Raw genomic sequence first — 26,596 nt, forward strand, 5'->3', positions numbered from 1 at the left:
CTTATTTATTACATTGCTGCTTTAAAAATACTCACAATTTCTTCATGAGTTGCTTGTTTAGGGTTAGTAAAACCACACGCATCTTTTAATGCATTTTCTGCTAGTGTATCAAAATCTTCTTCTTTCGCATTTAACTCAGTAAGGCCCGCAGGAATACCAACATCAGTTGACAATACCTTAATTGCATCTAGTGCAGCTTGAGCTCCTTCTTCGTTTGTCATACCTTCAACGTTTACACCCATTGCTTTTGCAACATCTTTTAGACGCTCTGGACATACTTTTGCGTTGTAGCTTTGTACGTGAGGAAGAAGAATTGCATTACAAACACCGTGTGGAAGGTCGTAAAAACCACCTAACTGGTGTGCCATTGCATGAACATAACCTAAAGAAGCGTTGTTAAATGCCATACCAGCCATGAATTGTGCATAAGCCATTTGCTCACGAGCTTCAAGGTTTTGACCATCATTTACTGCTGTACGTAAGTGCGCTTGGATTAGTTCCATCGCTTTAATCGCTACTGCATCTGTAATTGGTGTTGCTGCAATTGATACATACGCTTCGATTGCGTGCGTTAATGCATCCATACCTGTTGCCGCTGTTAATGATGCAGGCTTAGCAAGCATTAACTCAGGATCGTTCACTGACATTAATGGTGTTGTATGCTTATCAACGATAGCCATTTTAATGTGACGAGCTTCATCAGTAATGATACAAAAACGTGTCATTTCTGATGCTGTACCCGCTGTTGTATTGATAGCAATAAGTGGCATTTGAGGTTTTGGTGATTGATCAACACCTTCATAATCTGCAATTTCGCCGCCATTAGCCGCAACTAGTGCCACGCCTTTCGCACAATCGTGCGGAGAACCACCACCTAGAGAGATAACAAAATCACACTCATTTTCTTTTAAAATTGCAAGACCTGCATTTACATTGCCAATCGTTGGGTTTGGTTGTGTACCATCATACACTGCAACTTCAACATTACGCTCTGCCAGTAAATCAGAAACTTGCTTTACCATACCAATAGCAACTAATACATTATCAGTAACGATTAACGCTTTTTTGTAGCCTTGAGATTTAATGCTGTCCATTGCTTCTGTAAGACAACCTGCGCCCATAAGGTTAACCGTAGGGATAAAAAATGCACTCATAACTAACTCCAATAATTTGATATATAAATTTTAAGAACTGACTATGTTGTACCACTTTTTAGTTACACTTACTTTTGATCTAAAACAACTTATGCAACGGGTTTATTTCTTTGCAACAAAAACGTGAACTAGAGCATTAACACTAATGCGTGAGATCACATAAAAACACGCTAATTTATTGATAACAAAGATAATAAATAATAGATAAGAAAAAAGCCAACAAATCAATTCATTGGCTTTTGGAAGTAATGGGATAACTAAACTGCGATTAAGAACGCTTTGGCTGCTGGTAAGTTTTACCTGCGGCTTGGTACGTTTCTTTTTGCTTGATATCGAACATTGCGTAGAAGAACCAAGCAACGAATTTAATGACATCGTCACCTTCGTTCATGATCCACTCAGCAAGCTCTTGTGCTTCGCCGTTTTCGTCTTCATCATTAAATACATGATAAATACGTTGCTCGCCTTCAACTTCAGCAAGACGGAATTGACCTGCTAGCGATTGTGCAGCATCAACGATTTCTTGGTCTTCACACGCTTTTAATGCTTCTAGCACTTGAGGAAGGTTTTCTTTTTGGCATAGTTCTTTAACTAGTGTTTCAAATTCATTCTGTTGCATGATTATTAAGCTCTTTTTATTCAACATGTAATCTAGATAGTGCAATTTTAGCAGCAATAAAAATTTATTCGATAAGAATTCGTTTTAATCCTTGATATTTCGTCTTCACTTTGGCTTTATGGAGTTATTAATTACTTATTATTGAATGGATTCAGATGTCAGACAAATTAGATACCAAATACGTTACCGCTGGTCGCAGTAAAAAATGGACAAAAGGCGTGGTAAATCCACCCGTTCAACGTGCCTCTACCGTAGTTTTTAATACTGTTGCTGAAAAAACACACGCAATGATTAACCGCGCAAAACAGACTCTATTTTATGGTCGTCGTGGTACTGAAACCCACTTTGCCCTGCAAGATGCTATGGTTGAATTAGAGGGTGGCACAGGCTGTGCACTATACCCTTGTGGTACCGCTGCGATTGCGAATGCGATTTTGTGTTTTGTAAAAACGGGCGATCATATTCTAATGGTTGATGGCTGTTACGAGCCGACTCGTGATTACTGTGACACCATCTTGAAGAAAATGGGTATTGAAACCACCTACTACGATCCAATGATTGGCGAAGGCATTCGTGATCTAATCAAACCAAATACCACGGTGCTATTCACTGAATCCCCTTGTTCTATCACGATGGAAGTGCAAGACGTTCCGCTTCTTGCTCGTATCGCGCATGAGTCCGATATTGTCGTCATGCTTGATAATACGTGGGCCGCAGGTGTGAATCTCTCACCTTTTGACCATGGTGTTGATATCTCTATTCAAGCCGCAACTAAATACATTGTCGGTCACTCTGATGTGATGCTAGGTACAGCAGTAGCAAATGAAAAACATTGGGATCAATTGCGTGAACAAAGCTATTTAATGGGCCAATGCATTTCACCTGATGATGCTTATCTTGCTATGCGTGGTTTGCGTACTATGGGCGTTCGTCTAAAACAACATGAAGCAAGCAGCCTTAAAGTAGCGAATTGGTTAGCTGAACATCCACTTGTTGATCACGTTCGTCACCCTGCCCTTGAAAGCTGTCCGGGTCACGAGTTTTATCAGCGTGATTTTAAAGGCTGTAATGGCTTGTTCTCTTTTGTTCTAAAACAGTCTGACACCAAAGCAACAACCGCCCTACTTGATGGCATGAGTCATTTTAGTATGGGCTATTCTTGGGGCGGATTTGAAAGTTTGATCCTAGCTAATGAACCAAAAAGCTTTAATGCGTTAAGAACGGTTGCTCATCCTCAGTTTGAAGGCACATTAGTCCGAGTTCATATTGGCTTGGAAGATGTGGATGATTTGATTGAAGATTTAGATCAAGGTTTAGCTCGATATCAAGAGATGTTATCTGCTTAATTCAATGATAAGAGATGGTGTCATGTGGGATAAAACCACGCTAACATTTAGTTATTGACACCATAGTCGTTTGTTAATTCAAAATCAAATTCGTCGGGAAAAAGGGCTTGCCCTTCTTCGTTTTGATTTGGGAATACAACAACCGCTAATTCATCATCTTCAAGACCAGTCGTCCAACGGCTATGCCATTTGTTTAATGAAATAGACTCAGCTTTACATTTTTGTATAGTGTAACCATTGCTTGATATGCATCTCGCTTTCTACTTTCTTTGGAATTGGCGAGGGGTATCGTTAAATTATTTTAACCAATAGCGGTCAAAATCTTCCGGGAGGCCTTCCCACGATTTGATCAGGTTCATATCATTTGCACTCAAACGCTCATACGCATCAGAATAATGATCAACCGCAACCAACCACGCAAAGTCTTCATCGTATTTAAATTTCATATCAAAGCTGCCATCAGGCTTTAATTCAAAACGTGCTTTGTTCCAAGGAATATCAGACTCATCTTTTTTCATTAACTTATAGAGTGCTCTGAATGCTTCTGCACACTTAGCATTTTCATATTCCTCATCAATCTGATTCACATCAAAGTCAAACGAGTTATCATGTAATAAATACTTATTTATGTACGTACAATCTCCTCTTTCATTAAGCATTCTAAAATAAAAAAATGCACTATCCCATTTTTCTGGCAATGCATTAAACATTGATTGCCCAATGTGATGATAAATATTTATTTCATTCTCAAACATAACGAACCTACTAATCTAATTAGGGAATCTAAACACTTCCGGTTTTTCTATACCTATTTTATATTCACCAAATATCGTACTTGTCACCTTGCTATCACTATGCCAGACGCACTAAAAAGGCCGCTTGATAGCAACCTTTTGGCATTGGCGATACAGGGCTATCGTTAAATTATTTTAACCAATAGCGGTCAAAATCTTCTGGGAGGCCTTCCCACGATTTAATAATGGTAACAATCCCTGAATCTAAGAGAGCATCAAATAAATCAGATTCTTGTTTTTTTCCAAGGTCAAGGCCTTTATAGAACGCAAAGTCTTCATCGTATTTAAATTTCATATCAAAGCTGCCATCAGGCTTTAATTCAAAACGTGCTTTGTTCCAAGGAATATCAGACTCATCTTTTTTCATTAACTTATAGAGCGAAAAGAATGCATCTGCGCACTTAGCATCTTCATACTCACCATCAATCTCATCCACATCAAAATCAAAATCAAACGAGTTATCATGCAATAAATACCCATTTATGTACGTACAATCTCCTCTTTCATTAAGCATTCTAAAATAGAAATACGCACTATCCCATTCTTCTGGTAATGCATTAAACATTGATTGCCCAATGTGGTGATAAATATTTATTTCATTCTCAAACATAACGAACCTACTCATCTAATTAGAAAATATAAACGCTTCCGGTGTTTCTATACCTATTTTATATTTACCAAATATCGTTCTTGGCACCTTGCTATCACCATCGTAAGCGAACTTGATTTCCACTACCTTGACCGCGTAAGGTAAAATCTACATCATATCTAATGTTACCTGAAATAATGCTTAAATTTGATAGTGTTACGGAATATTCATCGCATTGGCGATACAGGATTTCGTTCAATTATTTTAACCAATAGCGGTCAAAACCTTCCGGGAGGCCTTCCCACGAATTAATAATGTCATCAACCCCTGAATCTAAGAGAGCATCAAATAAATCAGATTCTTGTTTTTTTCCAAGGTCAAGGTCTTGAAACCACGCAAAGTTTTCATCGTATTTAAATTTCATATCAAAGCTGCCATCAGGCTTTAATTCAAAACGTGCTTTGTTCCAAGGAATATCAGACTCATCTTTTTTCATTAACTTATAGAGCGAAAAGAATGCATCTGCGCACTTAGCATCTTCATACTCACCATCTATTTTATTTGTATTGAAATCACAATTCACACCATTCATAAAATAGCCTTCCTCATAAACACAATCTCTTTTTTCACTAAGCATCATTAAATAAAAATACGCACTATCCCATTCTTCTGGTAATGCATTAAACATTGATTGCCCAATGTGATGATAAATATTTATTTCATTCTCAAACATAACGGACCTACTAATCTAATTAGAAAACATAAACGCTTCCGGTGTTTCTATACCTATTTAATATTTACCGAATATCGTACTTGGCACCTTGCTATCACCATCGTAAGCGAACTTGATTTCCACTACCTTAACCACGTAAAGTAAAATCTACATCATATTTAATGTTACCTGAAATAATACTTAAATTTGATAGTGTTACGGAATATTCATCGCATTGGCGATACAGGGCTATCGTTAAATTATTTTAACCAATAGCGGTCATAAACTTCCGGCACGCCATCCCACGATTTGATCAGGTTCATATCATTTGCACTCAAACGCTCATACGCATCAGAATAATGATCAACCGCAACCAACCACGCAAAGTCTTCATCGTATTTAAATTTCATATCAAAGCTGCCATCAGGCTTTAATTCAAAACGTGCTTTGTTCCAAGGAGTATCCAAATCATTAGTTTGCATCATTTTAAATAAACAATCGAAAGCTTCAAATGTTTCAGAGTATTCATCTTCATCAACATCAAAACCAAAAAAATCATTACCTTTCATATAAAACTGTTCAGATAGAGCAGCATTATCAACTTCAAGCATTTTGAAAATAAAATAAGCCCTATCCCATTTGTCTGGTAATACATTAAACATTGATTGCCCAATGTGATGATAAATATTTATTTCATTCTCAAACATAACGAACCTACTCATCTAATTAGAAAATATAAACGCTTCCGGTGTTTCTATACCTATTTTATATTCACCAAGTATCGTACTTGGCACCTTGCTATCACTATGCCAGACGCACTAAAAAGGCCGCTTGATAGCAACCTTTTGGCATTGGCGATACAGGGCTATCGTTAAATTATTTTAACCAATAGCGGTCAAAATCTTCTGGGAGGCCTTCCCACGATTTAATAATGGTACCAATCCCTGAATCTAAGAGAGCATCAAATAAATCAGATTCTTGTTTTTTTCCAAGGTCAAGGCCTTTATAGAACGCAAAGTCTTCATCGTATTTAAATTTCATATCAAAGCTGCCATCAGGCTTTAATTCAAAACGTGCTTTGTTCCAAGGAATATCAGACTCATCTTTTTTCATTAACTTATAGAGCGAAAAGAATGCATCTGCGCACTTAGCATCTTCATACTCACCATCTATTTCATTTGTAGAGAAGTCACAATTCACGCCATTTATAAAATAACCTTGCTCATACTCACAAGCCCTTTTTTCACTAAGCATAGTGAAATAAAAATAAGCACTATCCCATTCTTCTGGTAATGCATTAAACATTGATTGCCCAATGTGATGATAAATATTTATTTCATTCTCAAACATAACGAACCTACTAATCTAATTAGAAAATATAAACGCTTCCGGTGTTTCTATCCCTATTTTATATTTACCAAGTATTCACTTGGCACCATGCTAGACGCACTAAAAAAGCCGCTTGATAGCGACCTTTTGGCATTGGCGACACAGGGCTATCGTTCAATTATTTTAACCAATAGCGGTCAAAATCTTCCGGGAGGCCTTCCCACGAATTAATAATGTCATCAACCCCTGAATCTAAGAGAGCATCAAATAAATCAGACTCTTGTTTTTTTCCAAGGTCAAGGTCTTGAAACCACGCAAAGTCTTCATCGTATTTAAATTTCATATCAAAGCTGCCATCAGGCTTTAATTCAAAACGTGCTTTGTTCCAAGGAATATTAGACTCATCTTTTTTCATTAACTTATAGAGCGAAAAGAATGCATCTGCGCACTTAGCATCTTCATACTCATCATCTATTTCATTTACGCTAAATGCATTAACTTTATTATCAATAAGATACCATTGTTTATACGTACAATCCCCATTTTCACCAAGCATTCTAAAATAGAAATACGCACTATCCCATTCTTCTGGTAATGCATTAAACATTGATTGCCCAATGTGGTGATAAATATTTATTTCATTCTCAAACATAACGAACCTACTCATCTAATTAGGGAATCTAAACTCTTCCGGTGTTTCTATACCTATTTTATATTCACCAAATATCGTACTTGGCACCTTGCTATCACCATGCTAGACGCACTAAAAAGGCCGCTTGATAGCAACCTTTTGGCATTGACGATACAGGGTTTCGTTCAATTATTTTAACCAATAGCGGTCAAAATCTTCCGGGAGGCCTTCCCACGAATTAATAATGTCATCAACCCCTGAATCTAAGAGAGCATCAAATAAATCAGATTCTTGTTTTTTTCCAAGGTCAAGGCCTTGAAACCACGCAAAGTCTTCATCGTATTTAAATTTCATATCAAAGCTGCCATCAGGCTTTAATTCAAAACGTGCTTTGTTCCAAGGAATATCAGACTCATCTTTTTTCATTAACTTATAGAGCGAAAAGAATGCATCTGCGCACTTAGCATCTTCATACTCACCATCTATTTTATTTGTAGAGAAGTTACAACTCACACCATTTATAAAATAACCTTGCTCATACACACAATCTCTTTTTTCACTAAGCATCATTAAATAAAAATACGCACTATCCCATTCTTCTGGTAATGCATTAAACATTGACTGCCCAATGTGTTGGTAAATATCACTTTCATGATTAAACATATAATTAATTCCTAATTTGAAAATATAAATTCTTTCGGTGTTTCTATCCCTATTGTATATTCACCAAGTATCGTACTTGGCACCTTGCTATCACCATCGTAAGCGAACTTGATTTCCACATCGACTGACTGGTTATCTTTTAAACTTGATTTCCACTTCCTTTCCATATTCGTCCATTTACTACCTTTACCACGGTTCAGTGATTTTAGTTGTGGAACAATGTTAATTTTTTCAGCTGGCCCCATAAAGACTGCAGCGACAGCGTGTCCCCCATCATACGCTTCACTCTTTCCTTCACTTCTTGCTATGGCTCCACCATTTTTTATCTGTCCATTACCATCTCGATGTACTTTATTACGCTCTTTATGTTTTAACGATGATAACTCTAGCTTTCCTTTAACACTTATTGTCCGACCTAATCCATCAGTTTCATAGGTATACATCGCTTTCTTTCCATTATGTATACACTCAACTTCATAAATCGTATTGGGCTTAGGGTTATTTAATGTCTCATTCCAATTATCTTTTATCCCTGCCTTTTCTTTAACAACAGGTTTGACAATCTTTTTCTTTTTCTTTGATTTCTCAAGGATTCTCTTTATTGGTACTGCATCAATGGCTTTATCTACCCATTTACCCGGGATAGCAGCAGCAGCTACCATTGCCGCTGTTGCTAACGATGGATTAGCAACAAACTCTTTTCCAGCATTAATACCATCTACAACACTCGCTGCTGGTGTTAGCGATAATACTCCAGACAAATCACGATTTTCTGAATGTTTTACATAACCTTCGACAAAACGTTCATCGTTACCATAGCTCGGGTTTCCACCTTGAGGGGCAACCATTGCTTGATATGCATCTCGCTTTCTATTTTCTTTGGTGTCAGCTTGCTCTTTTTCTGTTTTAGCTGGCTTAGGTGGCTCTTCCACTGGACGATAAGCGCCGCCTACTTGACGTACTTTATTCTCTCCTAACTGGTGCTGCTTAATGAGATAATTAAAATGACCACGTAAGATAAAATCCACATCATATCTAATATTACCTGAAGGGTCTAAAACTCCGTCGTGAAACGGTAGCTGCTCTACAAGTAAAATGTCATAATCATCTAAACGACTCATCAGTCTCGTTTTTTGATAATACGATCTTAATAAATAAGGGTGAACAACCTTAGGGATATCCTCATATTTTATCTGAAATAAGGTTTTAATTTGATAGTGCATCAATATATTTCATTCATAATTTAACGTGAATAAATCGTATCAAAGTTTTGAAAATCAAATTAACTGAAAGACTAGTGATAATACCTAAATGAAGAAAAAGTAGATCTTAGTTCAGAGTATCCTTATTCTCACGTGCAGCCACGCAACCGCCTTTACGCTCGTTTTAAGCGAAGTTATACCAATAGTAGTAAATAACTGGCCATCCTAGCTTGTTAGAATAATCGATAAAATCCACATTTTAACTGACGCCATAACAGTTTCTGGCGTGTCATTCCTCCCCTACATTGACAGACGATGACATTTATTTTGTGAATTGGTTGAGTTCTTTGCAATACTTAGGCGACATAATTGAATAGCTCAATATGTTTTAGAAGAGAGAATTATTTGGATAAGATATGAAGGCTATTTCTGCTGACAAAAACAGCCTAATTTTGAATGTTATTAACGCTTTCTTTCTTGCTTTGTTAGTTCAAAATCAAATTCGTCAGGGAAAAGGACTTGCCCTTCTTCGTTTTGATTTGGGAATACAACAACCGCTAATTCATCATCTTCTAAACCAGTAGTCCAACGGCTGTGCCATTTGTTTAATGAAATAGACTCAGCTTTACATACATCCCATTCGCCTGTTGCCCATGCTTCTGCAAACTCTTTATTTGGCCATACAGGAACGCAATCTTCTTCTTCGGTATTCAACATCACACAACCGTGTTCATCAGTCAAAATCCAAATTTCACGATTAGCGACAACTTCTTTCATAAAGTAAGTAAAACGCTCTTCTTCATGAGAATTTACGATTTTGTCCATTGCTTGTTGATCTAGTTGGCTCATTACCAATTCCTATCAGTGGGAAAGACTTTCCCGTGCATAATACCAAAAAAAGCCCACACTGCGTATGACAATGTGAGCTTCAATTAGAGTTTATAGCAATCTTTGATTAATATTCGACTACTTTAATTTTATGGAACATGCGATAGAGCACGGGAACCACGATAAGGGTTAGTATTGTCGCAAATCCTAAACCAAACATAATGGTTACTGCCATTGGTTTGAAAAAGGTATCTGGTAGTAGCGGGATCATACCTAAGATGGTTGTTATCGCCGCCATACATACTGGACGAACACGACTCAATGCCGCATCAACCACCGCATGGTATGGTTCTTTGCCTGAATGTATTTCTATCTCAATTTGATCACAAGAAGTACGATGCCGTTTTTCAACAGCATGCCACTTAAACTCAAGAAGCCAAGCAATGCCATAAAGCCAAATGGCGTATTAAGTAAGAGTAAACCGCTAGTTACACCAATGAGTGCCAATGGCACTGTTAACCAAACAATCACCGACTCTTTCACGCTATTGAACAAGAACACAGTCACTAAGAACATGAACAGATAGCCCATTGGCATAGTTTGGAATAACGACGCTTGAGCATCACGTGACGATTCATATTCACCGCCCCATTCTAAGCTGTAGCCTGTAGGGAAATCGATTTTCTCTATTTGTGGTTGTAAGCGCTTTTGCAGTGTCGCCGCCGTTTCTTCACCTAGAATATCTGGGTCTGCCATTACGGTTAACATACGTTTACGGTTTTTACGCACAATCAGTGGATCTTCCCAAATCACATCGTAGCCCAATACCACTTGTTGTAATGGAATGTATTGTGATAATGCAGGGCTCCAAATCTTCATCCCTTCAATGGTGCTGATATCAACACGTTCACTTTCAGGTAAACGAGTCACAATTGGCATTAGAGTTGTACCATCACGGTAAACACCAATCGCTTTACCAGAGAACGCCATTTCAAGCAGTTCATTGACATCTGTTTTTGAAATACCGTAACGACGTGCCTGACTTTCATTAAATTGAGGCTCCAGTACTTTAGTACGCTCACGCCAATCATGACGAACGTTGGTTGCACCCGGATCGTTATGCATCACTTCAATTACTTGTGCAGCTAAGTCACGTAAAATGGTTGGATCAGCACCCACAATTCGCGCTTCAACTTTGGCACCACCACCTGGCCCCAATTCAATTTGCTTTAATTTGTATTGGATTTGTGGATAGTTGGCTTCTATATGTTGACGGAATTTAGCCATTAATGAAGGTAAAGCGGTGTAATCATCAACACGTGTCATTATCTCACCATATGCAGCATAGCTCTTCTCTGGTGCATAGGTCAGCATGAATCGTTGCAAGCCTTTACCTGCTGTTGTGGTTACGTGATCAATATGTTCCTGCTCTAAAATCCACTCTTCTAATTCTTTAAGTGTGTCATTAGTTGAGCGAATATCGGTTCCTTCTGGCATCCATACATCTACCAAGAAAATTGGGGTTGTCGATGATGGGAAGAACGACTGTTTAACCTTGGTAAAGCCATACATGCTGCCGCCAAGTGCAATAACCAAAATAATCATGGTTACCACTGAGTAGCGCATACAAAACTCAAGGAATCGCTTATAAATAACAAAGATCATTCCGTTGTATGGATCTTTTTCTTCTTGCTTTTCACCTTCTTTTTGTACTGTTTCTTTAAAGAACAGAGACGCAAAGAATGGCGTAAGAGAGATTGCAGTGAACCAACTCAACATTAATGAGATCAATAGAACGGTAAATAACGTTCCACAATATTCACCCGTTGCATCATCCGATAAACCAATCGGAGCAAAGGCAGTTACAGCAATAACGGTTGCGCCAAGTAGTGGCCATTTAGTTTGCGTGACGATATCGGTCGCAGCTTGCAGTCTCGTTCGGCCTTTTTGCATACCGATAAGAATACCTTCTACCACCACAATGGCGTTATCAACCAACATCCCTAATGCGATAACTAATGCACCTAACGAGATACGTTGCAGATCTATCGCAAAGTACTTCATGAACACGAACGTACCACACACTGTCACTAATAGGATTAACCCAATAAGTAGACCAGAGCGAACACCCATAAAGAAAAGCAATACGATGATAACAATGGCAACCGCTTGAGCAAGGCTGACCACAAAACCACTCACCGATTTATCGACTTCTTTTGGCTGGCTGTATATTTCAGAAATATCAATGCCAATCGGTTGTTGATCTCGCAGCTCTAGCATACGTTGGTCAACTTGTTTACCGATCTCAACAACGTTAACACCTGCACTAAAAGAAACGCCCATGTTCAGTGCAAAGTTACCATTAAAGTTAACCAAATTACTTGGTACTTCAACATAACCTCGTTTTACTTCAGCAATATCTTTTAAGTAGATTAAACCTTGAGCACCGCCTTCTGTGATGATCAAGTCACCAAGCTGTGAAACGTCTTCAAACTCACCAGTTGGATGAATTTGAATAAACTCTGAACCGATTTTCACAGCACCAGCATTAGATACGGTATTTTGATTTGACAGTAGACTATAAAGTGTTTGCGGTGAAATGCCTAAGCTTGTCATGCGTTTCAAAGAGGCTTCAATAAAGACTTGCTCTTGCTGAACGCCAGAAACAGAGACCTTACTTACGCCATCAACCAATTCGAGTTCACGTCGTAAATAATCAACATAATCCAGTAATTCTTTATATGAATATCCTTCTCCCGTAACAGCAAGAAGTACCCCATATACATCACCAAAATCATCAATAACAGTAGGCTCTCCAACTCCTGGTGGTAATTGGCGCTTTAAGTCATTCACTTTACGACGTAATTCATCCCAAATTTGTGGTAAATCATCCGGCCCATAGTTGTTTTTCATGGTGACGGTAATTTGCGACAAACCTCGACTAGAAATTGAATTCACTTCATCAACATAGGTAAGCTGCTGAATGGCTTTCTCTAATGGGTAAGTGACCTCTTCTTCAACTTGCTCTGGCGTTGCCCCCGGATAATTAGTTACCACCATGGCATCTTTAATGGTAAAAGCCGGATCTTCTAAACGTCCAAGACCAAAAAATGCCGATGTACCACCAATCATGAAGATCAAAGCCAACATCCAACTAACCACTTTATTATTAATAAAGTAAGCTGCGATTCCTTTTTCTTGACTCATTATTTCTCCTCCTTATTGATAATATTCACTTCGATACCATCACGTAAACGAGAGACGCCCGCAATTACAATACGATCGCCTTTTGAAATACCATCAACGACTCGTAATCCAAACGAGGAAGCTTTTGTGGTCACTACTTTTTGTTTTCTTACTTTACTGTCGGGATCTATTACCCAAACGTATTTTTCGTCTTTATCAAGCGCATCACCATCTTCATTGAAAACAGCTTCAATAGGAATGATCATTCCAAACTGACTTGATTCATTCAATGCACTTTGTTGGGTTGTGACTTCTACCGCCATTCCATCTAAAATAAATTGATCTTCAGGCATCGGCATTGTCAAAGTAACAAGGTATGCTCCTGAATCAGGATCAGGCTCTGTAGTGTATTCTTTTACTTTTGCCTCATAAGACGATCCATTATCCAAACGAACGGTCGCGTTTATCTTTTCGACAACGCCACTGTTTGGCTGCTTTGAATACAATTTATCCGGAACTTGAACAATAATATCCACTGCATTACGATTATGAATATTTACGATCTGTTGCCCTACTTGAATGTTCTCAAATTGCTCAACACTAACCCGTGAGATAATTCCATCTATCGGTGCTTTTAATTCAGTAAAACTTAGACGAAGTTTCGCCAACTCTAAATCTGCTAAGGCAATTTGACGCTGTGCAGCTAACTCATCAAATTGGGATTTTGCAAGCAAGCCTTTATCAACTAACGGTTTTGAGCGTCGATATTGACTGTTTGCTACGTTATATCGTGCTCGTGCATTATCAACATTGATGTTGTAATCTGTTTTATCTAACACGGCTAACACTTGGCCTTTTTTCACCGTTTCACCGGCTTTAACATTAAGGTTAGTGATCTCACCTGAAAGGCGAAAGCTTAAATGAGAACGATCGGCTGCCGTTGCAACTGCTGGCAGGTATAACTTATCACCAACTAACCCTGAATCTATGGTTTTAATTTCGACTTTTGGCAGCTCAATCACCACATCAACAGGGGCTGGTGTACAACCACTGAGTATCAAAGCGGTGGATATTAAAGAAAGCGTCATTAACTTTTTCATGCTTACAATCCTCTTTCCTTAACCCATTTACGCACTTTCATGCCTTCTTCTAAACTAGCGATACCCGAAATAACAATTCGTTCTGCATCGTTTAAGCCTGAAAGCACTTGACGTTTTTCACTCAATTTCACTTCAACTTTTTCAATTACGCCATTTTCGCCAACTCGCCATACATAGGCGGCTTCGCCTTCATACTCAATAGCTGATAGAGGTAGCTTTTCATTCTCGCCACTTGGAATAGTAACTTTAACCTGACCTGACATGCCAGGAAGAATACCTAAATCAGTGGGTCTAGCCATACTCATTTTAACAGTATAGCTCGATGTTTTACTGTCGGCTTCTGTATCAATTTCTTCAAATTCTAAAGGGAAATTAACATTAGGGAACGAATCAAAAGAGACGGTAGCGACAACTTCTGTAAAGCTGAATCGTTGTAATAGATAATCAGGAAGTTGGAATACCACAAAAAATAGATCATTGGTTTGAATATGCATGATCGATTGTTTTGCGTTTACGTATTCAAAGTTTTCGGCTGGTAGTAAAGAGATAGTGCCATCATAAGGCGCGATAAGTTTGCTATAACTTAAATTTGCGGTTGCTTGATCTAATGTCGCTTTCGCTGTTTTACGGTTAGCTACCGCAGTATCGTAATCTTGCTCTGAAACGACTTTATCTTTACGTAGTTTTTTCACTCGCTGATATTGCACGTCTATTAATTGATATTGCGCTTGGGCTTGCTTTTGAATTAAACGATATTCATCAGGGTTAATCGATGCTAATAACTCCCCTTTTGATACCTGCTGTCCTGCATGCACATCAAGTGTATTTAGTTGTCCTGGAACTCTAAAGGCTAATACTGCCTTGTCTCCCGCTTCCGCTTGTGCTGGGAATAGTCGAGATGTTTCATTATTGCCAACAGAAACTGTCATTATTTTAGCTGGGCGAGATTCAGGCTCTGCTATCACAGGGGCTTGTTTATCACACCCCGCTAATAAAACGGAGCCCAGAACTACTGCAATGGCCGTTTTCTTGAACATATACTGTTCCTTATTGAAATTATTGATATAGAAAGAATTATTGCTGATTTCTTTCTTTTCATCCAACTAATATATGAGATTTAGTTATTAAAATTCTGGATTTAATTCTTTTTTATGATTACTAGCTTATTAGTATTCATCAATACAATTTAATCACCTTGATCACATAGTTCAAAATATGGTTCTCTATTAAATGGCTTTCAGGTTGAATTAAGCATCCATTGTTATTCTGCTCCTATCCTACCTCCATACTAAATATCAAACACTTACTCATACCAAACTATACTACACTCAATTCATTTACATTAAAGACACAAATATAAAAAAAGCACTCATTTTACTGAGTGCTTCTTAAAATTATAGAATAAATTTAATTATTTACAGATTTATTCCATTTCAGCGATTTTGACCTTCCATGTATCTGGACCAATTTGGTGAGCATTCGCTCCCGTTGAATCTACCGCTACCGTTACAGGCATGTCTTCAACATCAAATTCATAGATGGCTTCCATTCCAAGCTCTTCAAAAGCAACAACGCGTGCTTTTTTAATCGCTTTAGATACAAGGTACGCAGCACCACCAACAGCCATTAAGTACACCGCTTTTTTGGCTTTAATAGAAGCAACGGTTGCAGGGCCACGCTCTGCTTTACCTATCATTCCCATTAGACCCGTTTCTAACATCATGTCAGTAAACTTATCCATACGTGTTGATGTCGTTGGACCAGCAGGACCTACCGCTTCATCACCGACGGCATCAACAGGACCAACGTAATAAATGAACTTGCCATTAAAGTCGACACCTTCTGGTAAACCTTCACCACTTTCAATCATGCTTTGTAGGCGTTTATGAGCAGCATCACGACCGGTTAAAATCTTACCGGTTAATAGAACCGTTTCACCAGTTCGCCATTCTTGTACGTCAGCTTTGGTCAGTTCATCAAGATTCACACGGCGAGTATTTGCACCGGCTTCCCAAGTAATATCTGGCCATTCTTCTAATTTTGGCGGCTGTAAGTCCGCAGGACCTGAACCATCAAGGGTGAAATGAACGTGGCGTGTTGCTGCACAGTTAGGGATCATACAAACAGGTTTAGAGGCTGCATGAGTCGGTGCAGATTTAATTTTTACATCAACAACCGTTGTTAAACCACCAAGGCCTTGTGCACCAATGCCCAGTTTATTTACTCGGTTAAAGATATCAAGACGCAGTTCTTCTTCTGCATTCTCTGGCCCACGGTCAATCAATTCTTGAATATCAATATGGCCCATTAATGATTCTTTCGCTAATACGGCTGCTTTTTCTGCTGTTCCACCAATGCCTATTCCAAGCATACCTGGCGGACACCAACCTGCGCCCATTAATGGTAAGGTTTTTTCTACCCACTCAGCAATATCATCTGATGGATTTAACATCACCATTTTAGTTTTGTTTTCAGAACCGCCGCCTTTAGCTGCGATTTGAATTTCCACTTTATTACCTGGCACCATGTTAATGTGCACAACCGATGGCGTGTTGTCTTTAGTGTTAATACGCTTGCCTGCAGGATCGGACAATATTGAGGCACGCAGTGGATTATCTGGATTAAGATACGCCTGTCGTGTACCTTCATCTATCATTTGCTGGACAGTCATATCCCCTTCCCAGCGAACGTTCATACCGATGTTAACAAAACAAGTAACAATCCCCGTATCTTGACAAATAGGACGACGTCCTTCTGCTGACATACGTGAATTAATTAAAATTTGAGCAATAGCATCTTTAGCTGCTTGGCTTTGTTCTCTGTTATATGCTTTTTCTAGTGCTTGAACGAAATCAAGTGGATGATAGTAAGAAATATATTGCAGTGCATCAGCAACTGAGCTGATCACATCTTCATTACGGATGATAGTTTCTTTACCAACAGTCATCATTAGACCCTCTTATATATATGCTTCCATAGCGGTGTGAAGTGTGTTTTTTATATTATGACGTGAGTAATCGCCATCTATTATTATCTATTAGAACTCGCAGTATGATACTCTTGCTCTCCATTCAAGGCTATCGTTGCTCATCACATTCTGGTTATAAAACTCAAAATGAACAATCAATTAGACACAAAGTTACATCTCTCCCTACTTGATTATCAATCGAATTCCGTGATTGATTTATTTTCTGCTATAGAAAACCAACCTTGGGCGATGCTGCTTCATTCATCCGCTCAGGACCACATTGATAATCGTTATGATATTTTAGTCGCAGACCCTATAGCTACATTACAAACTCATCATAATGTGACTCGTATTAATGTGATAGGTAAACAACCTGTCACCAGTGAGGCATGCCCTTTTCAGCTACTTTCTCATTATCAAGAGCGCTTGACTCCTCATTGCAATTCAATAAAAGATCTCCCTTTTATTGGTGGAGCATTAGGTTACTTCAGTTATGACTTGGGTCGCCGAGTGGAATCTATTCCTAATATTGCTGAGCAGGATATTTCAACCGCGGATATGGCTGTTGGTATTTACGATTGGGCACTAATCGCAGATCATAAAGCCGCTACACTTACTTTGGTTCAACCTGAAGGTGCTGATCGCCTTTATTGGTTACAGCAATTTGTCGCTATAAAAGAAAAAAAAGAGTCTTTTTCTTTACAAACTGAATGGCAATCAAATATGACTCAATCAGAATACGCTGCAAAATTTACAGTAGTTCAAGAGTATCTTCACTCTGGTGATTGTTATCAAATTAATTTAGCTCAACGTTTTCACGCTCAATATCACGGTTCTGAATGGCTTGCCTACCAAAAACTGGCAAGTCATAATGGCGCTCCTTTCTCTGCATTTATTAGGACACCAGAAGTAGCTATCCTTTCTGTCTCACCGGAACGATTTTTACAAGTAAAAGACAAACAAATTGAAACTAAGCCGATTAAAGGGACACGCCCTCGCTCATTAGACGGTGAACTTGATATAAAAGAAGCTGAAACTTTACGTAACAGCCCCAAAGATCGCTCTGAAAACCTGATGATTGTTGATTTATTACGTAATGATATCGGTCGAGTCGCTAAACCCGGCTCGGTTAAAGTGCCTAAATTATTCGATATTGAGTCTTTTCCTGCGGTACATCACCTTGTTAGTACTATCACTGGCGAATTAAAAACTGAATTTTCTTCAAGTGACCTATTAAAAGCTTCCTTTCCTGGTGGCTCTATCACTGGTGCACCAAAAATTCGAGCAATGGAAATTATTGAAGAATTAGAGCCACACCGTCGTAATTTATATTGTGGCAGCATTGGTTACCTCAGCCGATGTGGAACCATGGACACTAGCATAACTATACGAACGTTAATTGCTTATCAAGATACTTTATACGCATCTGCTGGTGGTGGAATTGTTGCTGATAGTGAAGTTGAACTAGAATATGAAGAGACGCTGCATAAATTGAGCAAAATATTACCTATTTTATAATTAAGGATCCGGCTTATGGATACGCATTTGATCTCTCAACTTCTCTTACATCAGCCGAATTCTTATAGCAAAGAATTACTCTCTCATCCTCGCTTCCAAAATAGCAATTTTAAACCTGCGGCGGTTCTTGTTCCTATTGTTCAAAGACCGTCGGGTTTACATTTAATTCTTACTCAAAGAGCGTCACATTTACGTCATCATCCAAGTCAAATTTGCTTCCCAGGAGGTAAGGTTGAGCCCTCTGATTTATCCCTAATTCATACTGCTATTCGTGAAACAAATGAAGAAATAGGGATCCTTCCATCGCAGATCAAACCATTAGCAAAACTTAACAATATATCAACAGTTTCGGGCTATAAAGTAACCCCTATCGTGGCACTCATAGATGAAAATTATACCACCGCAATCGATTACGGTGAGGTTAGTAGCACATTTGAAGCACCGATCAATCATCTAATTAACCCTAATAACACCTTTAAACACCACGTATTTAACAAAAAGCACACGTATGATCTAATTTTAATTCCATTTGATAAAAAATTGATATGGGGGATGACTGCCGAAATCATTCATTCCATGAATTACATTTCAACTTAAAAAAATTAGCATTATTGATAAGTTTTACTAATATCAAAGTCACATCTATTGTGATCATTATCAATTATTTTTCGATCTCGCTTCCTCTTTTTTCATTATCCGATCTGGGTCAAAGTTTTTCTCGTCAAAATAACGACAATAGCGCCGTTCCCAAAATTCCTGTTCTAAAAATTAAGAGTATAATTATTATGCAAACAACAAATACTGCATCAATAGGTGCAAAAAAAGCAAAGTGGACTTATAAAGATTTCACTTGGTGTCTTTCTCTTTTCGGTACTGCGGTAGGTGCTGGTGTTTTATTCCTTCCAATTAAAGCTGGCGCTGGCGGTTTTTGGCCTCTAGTTATCCTTGCATTAATCGCTGCACCAATGACTTGGTTTGCACACAAAAGTTTAGCTCGCTTTGTACTATCAGCTAAAAATCCTAATGCAGATATCACTGATACTGTAGAAGAACATTTTGGTAAAACTGGCGCGAACCTTATCACTTTTGCCTACTTTTTCGCGATTTACCCAATTGTACTTATTTACGGTGTTGGTATTACAAACACGGTAGACTCTTTCATGGTTAACCAACTAGGTATGGAATCAATTCCACGCTGGTTACTTTCAGGTGTTCTTATCACTCTGATGACATGTGGTGTTGTATTTGGTAAAGAACTTATGCTGAAAGCAACTTCTGCAATGGTTTACCCACTTGTATTCATCCTAATGGCATTGTCTATCTACCTAATCCCAGGTTGGAATACTTCAATGGTTTCAGTTAGCCCTGATTGGAGCTCTATGCCTTCAATTGTTTGGCTAGCAATCCCTATCATTGTTTTCTCTTTCAACCATAGCCCAGTTATCAGCCAATTCTCTAAAGAACAACGTCGCGTATACGGTGAAGATGCAGTTGCTAAAACTGACATGATCACTGGCGGTGCGGCTATGATGCTGATGAGCTTTGTTATGTTCTTTGTTTTCTCTGTAGTTCTTTCTCTATCTCCAGAGCAACTAGCACAAGCACAAGCTGAAAACATCTCTGTTCTTTCTTACTTAGCTAACGTTCATGAATCTCCACTGATTTCTATCATGGGTCCTATCGTTGCTTTTGCTGCTATTACTTCAAGCTACTTCGGTCACTTCCTTGGTGCTCACGAAGGTCTTGTTGGCCTTGCTAAGTCTCGCTCTAACGCTCCGATTGCTAAGCTTGAAAAGTTCTCTCTTATCTTCATCGTTGTTACTACTTGGATCGTTTCTATTGTTAACCCAAGCATCTTGGGCATGATTGAAACAATGGGTGCGCCAATGATTGCTGCAATCCTATTCATAATGCCTGTATTCGCAATGCGTAAAGTACCAGCTATGGCTAAGTACAAAACTTCAGCACCTGTGCAAATCTTCACAGCATTATGTGGTGTTGCAGCGATTACTTCTGTAATCTACGGCGCTCTTTAATAAAGACTTTATAAAACCTTGTAAGGTTTAGCTATACGAAGTTAATAATAATGATAATAAAGCCCCCTCTTTTTGGGGGCTTATTCGAGGTAATAACATGATTAGTGTTTTTGATATCTACAAAATCGGAGTTGGTCCTTCTAGCTCTCACACCGTTGGTCCAATGAAAGCAGGTAAAGAGTTTATCGACGATTTACGTGGCATGGGCAAACTACGTGATATCACTAAAATCACTGTTGATGTTTACGGTTCATTATCACTGACAGGGAAAGGTCACCATACTGATATCGCTATCATTATGGGTCTGGCAGGTAACACGCCAGAACACGTAGATATTGACTCTATTCCGGGCTTCATCGCTCGTGTTGAAGAAACAGAGCGCTTACCTGTGGGCATGCACTGCCATACGGTTGAATTTCCAAAAGAAGGTGGAATGAACTTCCACACATCTAATCTTTCACTTCACGAAAATGGTATGCAGATCCATGCGTGGATTGATGGTGAGGTGGTTTACTCTAAAACATACTACTCTATCGGTGGTGGTTTTATTGTTGATGAAGAGCACTTCGGTAAAGAAGTTGAATCATCAATCCAAGTTCCTTACGCATTTAACACAGCAGAAGAGCTAGTTAACTTATGTAAAGAGAATGGTTTATCTATTAGTACATTAGTGATGAAAAACGAACACGCTATTCTTGCAGAGGATGACGTTCGTACTTACTTTGCTAAAATCTGGAAAACCATGCGTGACTGTATGGAAAAAGGCATGAACACTGAAGGTATCCTTCCTGGGCCTCTACGTGTACCTCGCCGCGCAGCTGCACTTCGCCAACAACTACTCACTTCTGAAAAGACATCTAAAGATCCAATGGAAGTTGTTGATTGGGTAAACATGTACGCATTCGCTGTAAATGAAGAAAACGCAGCTGGTGGTCGTGTAGTTACTGCTCCAACAAATGGCGCATGTGGCATTATTCCTGCTGTTTTAGCTTACTACGATAAATTCATTCAAACAGTTACAGAGAAAGATTACATCCGTTACTTTGCAGCTTCAGGCGCAATTGGTGGTCTTTACAAGCAAAACGCTTCAATCTCTGGTGCTGAAGTAGGCTGTCAAGGTGAAGTCGGTGTTGCCTGTTCTATGGCTGCGGCAGGTCTTGCTGAATTAATGGGCGGAAGTCCTGAGCAAGTTTGTATGGCTGCAGAAATTGGAATGGAGCATAACCTTGGTTTAACTTGTGATCCTGTTGCAGGCCAAGTACAAGTTCCTTGTATCGAGCGCAATGGTATTGCTGCTGTTAAAGCAATTAACGCAACTCGTATGGCACTTCGTCGTTCGTCTGCCCCTCGCGTTTCTCTTGATAAAGTAATTGAGACTATGCTTGAAACAGGTAAAGACATGAACGCTAAATACCGTGAAACCTCTCAAGGTGGTCTAGCAATTAAAGTTGTTTGTTAAGAAACATAAACTTTATTAAACAGTAAGGGCGCATATGTAGCGCCCTTTTTATTTTCTATCACTCCTATCAAACTTCTTCTATACTCAAATTAGTTAATAAATTGGTGAATAAAACACCTTTGCTATTAACAAATGACTCAGTTGCTGTAATAATACCTTTATGCAAATAATTAGTATATTTCTATTATGAATAAGAAAAAACATACGCTTTCTCCAAGAGCACAAAAGTTAAGAGCAGAATGGACAGGGATGGAAAGTAATCATCGCTTTATTTCTCATTCATTTAATTGCGTTAAAATCCATATTCATACACCAGATGATGGCATGTATAACCGCTCTGTCGGTTGTTTAAAAGAAGGCAGAGAAAAGGCCTTGAAAGAGGCAATTAAGCAACGCAATAAAGTTGGTAAAGAATTATGGGGTACTTGTTGGAGTATGGTACTCAACTACCCTAGCTTATTCGAACGTCTACCACACAGTCTAGAACCAGATATCATCACAAAAAAACGCACCTTACTTTCAGGGGAAGTTCGTACCACTGATTATTATATCGTTCGATGGAAAGAGTTAGTTGATGGCGAGTATAAGCCTAAAAGTCGTTTATTCTCTCATGGAAATGGGAATGATAAATTAAGTGCTTACAGTAAAGCCAAAAAAGTTATGCTTGAAGTAAACAAAGAATTCTTACCAATTTTGAAAAAAATGGGCCGCTTTAATATTGTTAAAGTACATTAGAATCAAACTGTATATAAAATGGCTATCGTATTGACAGCCATTTTAACTTATACACAATATTTATTAAATTTGACTCATTAATAACAGAAGACCAAAGATTAACGTCAGCCCTAATGCAATTTTCCCACCTTCAGCTTCATAAGTATGAATCGATAATTCCGCCGTATTTTTGTCTTTCTTTCTTAGCGCTACTACCATCGCCAATGGAATAAAAATCGCTAGAAATACTAAGATCACCCCCGCATAACCCAATACTGACAAAAACTGGTCAGCGGCAAGACTTGCACCTAATAGTGGAAGAATAAAAGTACATACATACGTCACGACTTTATTGTGTGAAATCATGTCTTTATTTTGATTGTACAGCGCCATTGCCACACCAAGAAATGACGTCAATAGTGCTAATGAAGTAAAGATAGAAAGGATGATTTCAATATTTTCATTCTTTGCACTAAAGGTTTGAATTAGATCTGAAATATTAGAGAAGTGAGTCAACTCATCAGCATTTAGATTCCCAACAACTGCATAAAGCCAAACTAAATAACAAATTAATGGAATGATAGAACCCAAAATAATCATATTTCTTAGCTGTTTACTTGTAGCTTCTTTATTGTAAGCAACAAGTGATGGGATCACCGGCATTGAAGCAAAACTAGTAAACAAGATAGTACTTGTGTTGAATAACCTTCCAGTATCAGTGTTAGTTACCTGCATTAAATTATCTGATGAAATGCCAGGAACTAATATCACCAAGGTAATCGCAAGCATTGAAATCATAAACAAAAACAAAACACGATTTAGTTTATCGATAATTTGAGTACCACAAACGACAAATACACTCGCTACTAATGTGAAGCCAATTTGTGCCGTTTCTATACTCATCTCAATAGCAAGCATTGAGAATATACGCTTAATTAAGTCTGCAGCACCTAAAATATAGGCAATCAACATACAAATAAGCAGCAAATAAAATAAGGTATTCGTGATAATTTGACCACCTTTACCTAGCGTTCTATTTGCAACCGTATTTATACCAAAAGCTAATTCTGTTTTAGAGCATGCTTCGGTTAACAATAATGCTGAGTATGTTGTCCCTGCACAAATAACAAGCATCAGTAACGTGCTGTAAAAAAGACCAAATTGCGCCAATACCATTGGAATAGCTAGCATTCCAGCGCCAAGTGCCGTACCTGATAAGATCAATGCACTGCCAAATAATTTAAAATTCATTACTTATTCTTAATTTTATAGATTGGAGGCTCATAAAGAGCAGAAAAGAGGTACTCTACTCATAAAAAGTAGAGCACTATATAATACCAATTCCATTAATTATCTGAACATTATTACTGGTTAAATTACTCAATAGTTGCGTTAAAAATTATTATTGTAGAATAACTACTTATAAGAATTTTCGCCTTACTCTTAAGTGATTTTCCTGCGTAATAAATAGATCATCTAATTAGTGACATTGGTATAGCTAGATAACTTGTGAGATCAGTAAGAAATTACCGAAGATGAACGAGAAGATCAGCATTGCCACTCCTCCTTCAGCTAAATAGCTTTTTGCTTGGCCATCTGTTTGTCTAAGCTTAATTACCATAGCGAGTGGAATGAATACCGCTAAGAAAACTAGAATAATTCCAGCGTAGCTTAATACTGATAAAAATTGGTCCGCAGCAAAAATAGCGCCTGCAAGTGGTAAAATAAAACTGATCACATAGGTAACAACTTTGTTTTGCTTAAACGTATCTTCATTTTGTGTAAACAGCGCCATTGCCACTCCTAAGAAAGAAGTCAGTAATGCAAGTCCTGTAAAGCTCGATAACACAAGATTGATAAACGAATGCTCAGCACTAAATACTGAAATTAGCTCGGACACATTCGAGAAATGCGTAATTTGCTCTGGGGTTAAATTACCTACCACCGCATATAACCAAATTAAATAACAAACTAGAGGGATAGAAGATCCTATAATAACCATATTTCTCAATTGCTTAGGCGTTGCTTCATGGTTGTAAGAAACTAATGAAGGAATAACAACCATAAAGCCAAAGCTGGTAAAGATAATAGCACTGGTCTGTATTAGTTCTGATGGATTTGAATTAGATACCTGAGTCATATTATCCAATGAGATACCTGGAACCAAAAATACAAGGGTCAGCAATAACATAAATAACATGATGGCAAATAAAGCACGGTTAATCTTATCAATTACTGCGGTTCCAGAAGCAACAATCACCCCTGCAATTAAGGTAAATGCAACTTGGCTTTGCACTAAACTTAGATCGAATCCGATATTTCGGAGTAATTTATTAAGCAGGTCTCCTGCGCCTAAAATGTAGGCCATCAGAAGACAAATAAGTAAAGCATACAGCAAGCCATTAGTAACTAACTGCCCCCCTTTACCTAAACTTTTACGAGCGATGGTGTTCATACCTAAACCACCACCCACATTAATACTTGCCTCTAACAGCAATAAAGCAGCATAAGTTGTTCCGATAAAAATAAACAACATTAACGCCGTTCCCCACAGTAGGCCAAATTGAGCCAAAACCATAGGAATTGCAAGCATGCCTGCACCCAGTGCAGTACCTGAAATAATAAGAGAGCTGCCGATTAATTTTAAATTCATAATTGTTCCTTCGTTTTTATTCGAGTTTGAACTTTCGTTCTAGTTTATTTTTAGTTTTAGCTTTTCAAATTCAACGCGCGCAAAAATACACCACAAATAAGGGCAAACGGTTGAAGTTAGAGCTGATTAATTACGAATAAAAACGGAGAAATCGAAAGTACGAGAGGAAACGAGACGCGAGAAACTGAAACGAAAGGAAGCGTGGAAAAGTAATTGCTGTCGATGTAGAGCAAGTAGCGTGTGGTGAACCTTCTGTAGGCTCTAATAATGGGCCTGATGTTAATTGAAAAATCATGTGTACATCCTAATTAGTCACATTCCATTTTATAAAAACGTCAATAAGTCCTTTACTGAACGAACTACCAATAGATAGTTCGATCCATTCTATATAATGAGGTTGTCAATGCAACCCCTTAAAGTACAAGTTTTTCCTATGCTTCTTTCTCAACTAGGTTATTTATCCATTTCTTACTTTTTAAACATTCCAATAACTATCTAAAAAAACGCCCCAAATCTATCATTAAGATTTGAGGCCATAACATCTCACCAGGTTAAAGAGAGTGTATTTATTATTCGAATTTAAAGGCTACTATTTTATTTCAAATACTTAACGTGGGCTTCCATCTCTTCACCTATCTCTTTACGCATGTTCATCAGTTTAATTGCTGATTCACGTAAATGAATATCTTCATCCGTTTGAGGGATCCACTCTGGCACCTCTGTCGGCTTGCCGCTCTCATCCACAGCGACCATAATAACGATACAATGGGTTGTTAATCGATTTTCAAGCTCTTTAGGATCACTGGCTTGAACATCAATCGCAATGTGCATTGAGGATTTACCAGTATAGATAACCTTTCCTGTTACTTCGACCAGATTACCGACATGAATTGGCTGAACAAAACGAATACCACCAGCATAAGCTGTTATACAGTATTTACCACTCCACCCAGCTGAGCAGGCATAGGCAGCTAAATCGACCCATTTCATTACCGCACCACCATGAACCTTACCACCAAAGTTTACATCACCTGGTTCTGCAAGAAAACGTAGTGTTACTTCGCGTTTATTCTTACTCATCTTAATTTCCTTTTG

Annotated in this window: 23 protein-coding genes and 2 pseudogenes; 6 read left to right on the top strand and 19 right to left on the bottom strand. The window is 38.3% G+C overall.

Annotated features, from left to right (window positions below; all coding sequences use genetic code 11):
* Positions 1–8 precede the first annotated feature (8 nt).
* Positions 9–1,154, bottom strand: coding sequence for an L-threonine dehydrogenase (gene yiaY / locus ACU5DF_RS12435; protein ID WP_045101909.1), 1,146 nt, complete (start codon positions 1,152–1,154; stop codon positions 9–11).
* A 268-nt stretch (positions 1,155–1,422) separates the two neighbouring features.
* Positions 1,423–1,773, bottom strand: coding sequence for a hypothetical protein (locus tag ACU5DF_RS12440; protein ID WP_446713094.1), 351 nt, complete (start codon positions 1,771–1,773; stop codon positions 1,423–1,425).
* A 155-nt stretch (positions 1,774–1,928) separates the two neighbouring features.
* Between ACU5DF_RS12440 and ACU5DF_RS12445 the strand changes: the two genes are divergently transcribed.
* A complete protein-coding gene (locus ACU5DF_RS12445; RefSeq protein ID WP_446713095.1) occupies positions 1,929–3,119 on the top strand; it encodes a cystathionine beta-lyase in 1,191 nt (396 codons plus the stop codon).
* Between the two features lie 47 nt (positions 3,120–3,166).
* Here ACU5DF_RS12445 and ACU5DF_RS12450 read toward each other — a convergent pair.
* The 14 genes and pseudogenes from ACU5DF_RS12450 to ACU5DF_RS12515 all read right to left on the bottom strand — a co-directional run.
* Positions 3,167–3,340: pseudogene (locus ACU5DF_RS12450) on the bottom strand (DUF2750 domain-containing protein); the annotation flags it as partial.
* Positions 3,341–3,415: 75 nt separating this feature from the next.
* Positions 3,416–3,874 carry an immunity protein YezG family protein gene (locus ACU5DF_RS12455; protein WP_446713096.1) on the bottom strand — a complete coding sequence of 153 codons (459 nt, stop codon included), beginning with the start codon at positions 3,872–3,874 and terminating at the stop codon, positions 3,416–3,418.
* Between the two features lie 169 nt (positions 3,875–4,043).
* On the bottom strand, positions 4,044–4,523 hold the full coding sequence (locus ACU5DF_RS12460) for an immunity protein YezG family protein (protein ID WP_446713097.1): 480 nt from the start codon (positions 4,521–4,523) through the stop codon (positions 4,044–4,046).
* 238 nt (positions 4,524–4,761) lie between these two features.
* The gene (locus ACU5DF_RS12465; protein ID WP_446713098.1) at positions 4,762–5,235 is read right to left on the bottom strand and encodes an immunity protein YezG family protein; all 474 of its coding nucleotides are present in this window, start codon (positions 5,233–5,235) and stop codon (positions 4,762–4,764) included.
* A 239-nt stretch (positions 5,236–5,474) separates the two neighbouring features.
* Positions 5,475–5,921 (bottom strand): immunity protein YezG family protein, encoded by a 447-nt coding sequence (locus tag ACU5DF_RS12470; RefSeq protein ID WP_446713099.1) that lies wholly within the window; start codon positions 5,919–5,921, stop codon positions 5,475–5,477.
* Positions 5,922–6,090: 169 nt separating this feature from the next.
* Positions 6,091–6,564, bottom strand: coding sequence for an immunity protein YezG family protein (locus ACU5DF_RS12475; protein ID WP_446713100.1), 474 nt, complete (start codon positions 6,562–6,564; stop codon positions 6,091–6,093).
* A 157-nt stretch (positions 6,565–6,721) separates the two neighbouring features.
* The gene (locus ACU5DF_RS12480) at positions 6,722–7,195 is read right to left on the bottom strand and encodes an immunity protein YezG family protein (protein ID WP_446713101.1); all 474 of its coding nucleotides are present in this window, start codon (positions 7,193–7,195) and stop codon (positions 6,722–6,724) included.
* Between the two features lie 168 nt (positions 7,196–7,363).
* Positions 7,364–7,837 carry an immunity protein YezG family protein gene (locus ACU5DF_RS12485; RefSeq protein WP_446713102.1) on the bottom strand — a complete coding sequence of 158 codons (474 nt, stop codon included), beginning with the start codon at positions 7,835–7,837 and terminating at the stop codon, positions 7,364–7,366.
* 11 nt (positions 7,838–7,848) lie between these two features.
* Entirely contained in the window at positions 7,849–9,060 is a 1,212-nt protein-coding gene (locus tag ACU5DF_RS12490) for a DNA/RNA non-specific endonuclease (protein WP_446713103.1), read from the bottom strand.
* A gap of 441 nt (positions 9,061–9,501) precedes the next feature.
* Positions 9,502–9,888, bottom strand: coding sequence for a DUF2750 domain-containing protein (locus ACU5DF_RS12495; RefSeq protein ID WP_023603139.1), 387 nt, complete (start codon positions 9,886–9,888; stop codon positions 9,502–9,504).
* A gap of 106 nt (positions 9,889–9,994) precedes the next feature.
* Positions 9,995–13,074: pseudogene (locus ACU5DF_RS12500) on the bottom strand (efflux RND transporter permease subunit).
* Positions 13,074–14,153 (bottom strand): efflux RND transporter periplasmic adaptor subunit, encoded by a 1,080-nt coding sequence (locus tag ACU5DF_RS12505; protein ID WP_446713104.1) that lies wholly within the window; start codon positions 14,151–14,153, stop codon positions 13,074–13,076. The pseudogene ACU5DF_RS12500 and the gene ACU5DF_RS12505 overlap by 1 nt, the downstream one beginning before the upstream one ends.
* A gap of 2 nt (positions 14,154–14,155) precedes the next feature.
* Positions 14,156–15,190, bottom strand: a complete 1,035-nt coding sequence (locus ACU5DF_RS12510) for an efflux RND transporter periplasmic adaptor subunit (RefSeq protein WP_446713105.1) — start codon at positions 15,188–15,190, stop codon at positions 14,156–14,158.
* Between the two features lie 386 nt (positions 15,191–15,576).
* Positions 15,577–17,103, bottom strand: coding sequence for a fumarate hydratase (locus ACU5DF_RS12515; RefSeq protein WP_446713106.1), 1,527 nt, complete (start codon positions 17,101–17,103; stop codon positions 15,577–15,579).
* Positions 17,104–17,268: 165 nt separating this feature from the next.
* Between ACU5DF_RS12515 and pabB the strand changes: the two genes are divergently transcribed.
* The 5 genes from pabB to ACU5DF_RS12540 all read left to right on the top strand — a co-directional run bounded on the left by pabB (position 17,269) and on the right by ACU5DF_RS12540 (position 22,869).
* On the top strand, positions 17,269–18,639 hold the full coding sequence (gene pabB / locus ACU5DF_RS12520) for an aminodeoxychorismate synthase component I (protein WP_446713107.1): 1,371 nt from the start codon (positions 17,269–17,271) through the stop codon (positions 18,637–18,639).
* Between the two features lie 15 nt (positions 18,640–18,654).
* Positions 18,655–19,236, top strand: coding sequence for a CoA pyrophosphatase (locus ACU5DF_RS12525; protein WP_446713108.1), 582 nt, complete (start codon positions 18,655–18,657; stop codon positions 19,234–19,236).
* Between the two features lie 188 nt (positions 19,237–19,424).
* Complete coding sequence (locus ACU5DF_RS12530) at positions 19,425–20,675, top strand: aromatic amino acid transport family protein (protein WP_446713109.1); 1,251 nt, start codon at positions 19,425–19,427, stop codon at positions 20,673–20,675.
* Positions 20,676–20,772: 97 nt separating this feature from the next.
* On the top strand, positions 20,773–22,134 hold the full coding sequence (locus tag ACU5DF_RS12535) for an L-serine ammonia-lyase (protein WP_045101894.1): 1,362 nt from the start codon (positions 20,773–20,775) through the stop codon (positions 22,132–22,134).
* 186 nt (positions 22,135–22,320) lie between these two features.
* Positions 22,321–22,869, top strand: coding sequence for a hypothetical protein (locus ACU5DF_RS12540; protein WP_045101893.1), 549 nt, complete (start codon positions 22,321–22,323; stop codon positions 22,867–22,869).
* A gap of 63 nt (positions 22,870–22,932) precedes the next feature.
* Here ACU5DF_RS12540 and ACU5DF_RS12545 read toward each other — a convergent pair whose 3' ends face one another.
* The 3 genes from ACU5DF_RS12545 to ACU5DF_RS12555 form a co-directional block, all read right to left on the bottom strand.
* The gene (locus tag ACU5DF_RS12545) at positions 22,933–24,099 is read right to left on the bottom strand and encodes an amino acid permease (RefSeq protein ID WP_446713110.1); all 1,167 of its coding nucleotides are present in this window, start codon (positions 24,097–24,099) and stop codon (positions 22,933–22,935) included.
* Between the two features lie 247 nt (positions 24,100–24,346).
* The gene (locus tag ACU5DF_RS12550) at positions 24,347–25,501 is read right to left on the bottom strand and encodes an amino acid permease (RefSeq protein WP_446713111.1); all 1,155 of its coding nucleotides are present in this window, start codon (positions 25,499–25,501) and stop codon (positions 24,347–24,349) included.
* A 594-nt stretch (positions 25,502–26,095) separates the two neighbouring features.
* Positions 26,096–26,581 carry an acyl-CoA thioesterase gene (locus tag ACU5DF_RS12555; RefSeq protein WP_446713112.1) on the bottom strand — a complete coding sequence of 162 codons (486 nt, stop codon included), beginning with the start codon at positions 26,579–26,581 and terminating at the stop codon, positions 26,096–26,098.
* Positions 26,582–26,596 lie beyond the last annotated feature (15 nt).

This window comes from Aliivibrio wodanis, assembly GCF_052920805.1.

What these genes read in the sequence shown, in the direction of transcription:
- yiaY (WP_045101909.1), bottom strand. Translation starts at nt 1,154, where the DNA reads ATGAGTGCATTTTTTATCCCTACGGTTAACCTTATGGGCGCAGGTTGT.
- ACU5DF_RS12440 (WP_446713094.1), bottom strand. Translation starts at nt 1,773, where the DNA reads ATGCAACAGAATGAATTTGAAACACTAGTTAAAGAACTATGCCAAAAA.
- ACU5DF_RS12445 (WP_446713095.1), top strand. Translation starts at nt 1,929, where the DNA reads ATGTCAGACAAATTAGATACCAAATACGTTACCGCTGGTCGCAGTAAA.
- ACU5DF_RS12455 (WP_446713096.1), bottom strand. Translation starts at nt 3,874, where the DNA reads ATGTTTGAGAATGAAATAAATATTTATCATCACATTGGGCAATCAATG.
- ACU5DF_RS12460 (WP_446713097.1), bottom strand. Translation starts at nt 4,523, where the DNA reads ATGTTTGAGAATGAAATAAATATTTATCACCACATTGGGCAATCAATG.
- ACU5DF_RS12465 (WP_446713098.1), bottom strand. Translation starts at nt 5,235, where the DNA reads ATGTTTGAGAATGAAATAAATATTTATCATCACATTGGGCAATCAATG.
- ACU5DF_RS12470 (WP_446713099.1), bottom strand. Translation starts at nt 5,921, where the DNA reads ATGTTTGAGAATGAAATAAATATTTATCATCACATTGGGCAATCAATG.
- ACU5DF_RS12475 (WP_446713100.1), bottom strand. Translation starts at nt 6,564, where the DNA reads ATGTTTGAGAATGAAATAAATATTTATCATCACATTGGGCAATCAATG.
- ACU5DF_RS12480 (WP_446713101.1), bottom strand. Translation starts at nt 7,195, where the DNA reads ATGTTTGAGAATGAAATAAATATTTATCACCACATTGGGCAATCAATG.
- ACU5DF_RS12485 (WP_446713102.1), bottom strand. Translation starts at nt 7,837, where the DNA reads ATGTTTAATCATGAAAGTGATATTTACCAACACATTGGGCAGTCAATG.
- ACU5DF_RS12490 (WP_446713103.1), bottom strand. Translation starts at nt 9,060, where the DNA reads ATGCACTATCAAATTAAAACCTTATTTCAGATAAAATATGAGGATATC.
- ACU5DF_RS12495 (WP_023603139.1), bottom strand. Translation starts at nt 9,888, where the DNA reads ATGAGCCAACTAGATCAACAAGCAATGGACAAAATCGTAAATTCTCAT.
- ACU5DF_RS12505 (WP_446713104.1), bottom strand. Translation starts at nt 14,153, where the DNA reads ATGAAAAAGTTAATGACGCTTTCTTTAATATCCACCGCTTTGATACTC.
- ACU5DF_RS12510 (WP_446713105.1), bottom strand. Translation starts at nt 15,190, where the DNA reads ATGTTCAAGAAAACGGCCATTGCAGTAGTTCTGGGCTCCGTTTTATTA.
- ACU5DF_RS12515 (WP_446713106.1), bottom strand. Translation starts at nt 17,103, where the DNA reads ATGATGACTGTTGGTAAAGAAACTATCATCCGTAATGAAGATGTGATC.
- pabB (WP_446713107.1), top strand. Translation starts at nt 17,269, where the DNA reads ATGAACAATCAATTAGACACAAAGTTACATCTCTCCCTACTTGATTAT.
- ACU5DF_RS12525 (WP_446713108.1), top strand. Translation starts at nt 18,655, where the DNA reads ATGGATACGCATTTGATCTCTCAACTTCTCTTACATCAGCCGAATTCT.
- ACU5DF_RS12530 (WP_446713109.1), top strand. Translation starts at nt 19,425, where the DNA reads ATGCAAACAACAAATACTGCATCAATAGGTGCAAAAAAAGCAAAGTGG.
- ACU5DF_RS12535 (WP_045101894.1), top strand. Translation starts at nt 20,773, where the DNA reads ATGATTAGTGTTTTTGATATCTACAAAATCGGAGTTGGTCCTTCTAGC.
- ACU5DF_RS12540 (WP_045101893.1), top strand. Translation starts at nt 22,321, where the DNA reads ATGAATAAGAAAAAACATACGCTTTCTCCAAGAGCACAAAAGTTAAGA.
- ACU5DF_RS12545 (WP_446713110.1), bottom strand. Translation starts at nt 24,099, where the DNA reads ATGAATTTTAAATTATTTGGCAGTGCATTGATCTTATCAGGTACGGCA.
- ACU5DF_RS12550 (WP_446713111.1), bottom strand. Translation starts at nt 25,501, where the DNA reads ATGAATTTAAAATTAATCGGCAGCTCTCTTATTATTTCAGGTACTGCA.
- ACU5DF_RS12555 (WP_446713112.1), bottom strand. Translation starts at nt 26,581, where the DNA reads ATGAGTAAGAATAAACGCGAAGTAACACTACGTTTTCTTGCAGAACCA.